Source organism: Burkholderia sp. BCC1999, from assembly GCF_905339975.1.
Lineage (GTDB): Bacteria > Pseudomonadota > Gammaproteobacteria > Burkholderiales > Burkholderiaceae > Burkholderia.
The window spans coordinates 1-501 of the sequence record NZ_CAJPHP010000070.1; the positions used below are offsets into that span (position 1 = coordinate 1).

At 61.7% G+C, this 501-nt stretch carries 1 protein-coding gene; it reads left to right on the forward strand.

What is annotated here, in order from left to right:
• A partial coding sequence (locus tag U5809_RS34600) for a hypothetical protein (protein WP_322089856.1) occupies positions 1 to 501 on the forward strand: 501 nt, incomplete at both ends.

Below are 501 nucleotides of genomic sequence, written 5' to 3' on the forward strand. Positions count from 1 at the left end.
GGTGATCGAGCTGTTGGCCGAAGACAGACCGGTCGACGTCGAGGTCGACAGCGAAGTGATCGAGCTGTTCGCGGACGACAAGCCCGTCGAGGTCGAGGTCGACAGCGAAGTGATCGAGCTATTCGCCGACGACAGGCCGGTCGACGTGGAAGTCGACAGCGAGGTGATCGAGCTGTTGGCCGACGACAGGCCGGTCGAGGTCGAAGTCGACAGGGACGTGATCGAGCTGTTAGCCGACGAGAGGCCGGTCGACGTGGAGGTCGACAGCGAAGTGATCGAGCTATTAGCCGACGACAGACCCGTCGAGGTCGAAGTCGACAGCGAAGTGATCGAGCTGTTCGCGGACGACAAGCCGGTCGAGGTCGAAGTCGACAGCGAGGTGATCGAGCTGTTAGCCGAAGACAGGCCGGTCGAGGTCGAAGTCGACAGCGAATCGATCGAGCTGTTCGCGGACGACAAACCGGTCGAGGTCGAGGTCGACAGCGAGGTGATCGAGCTGTT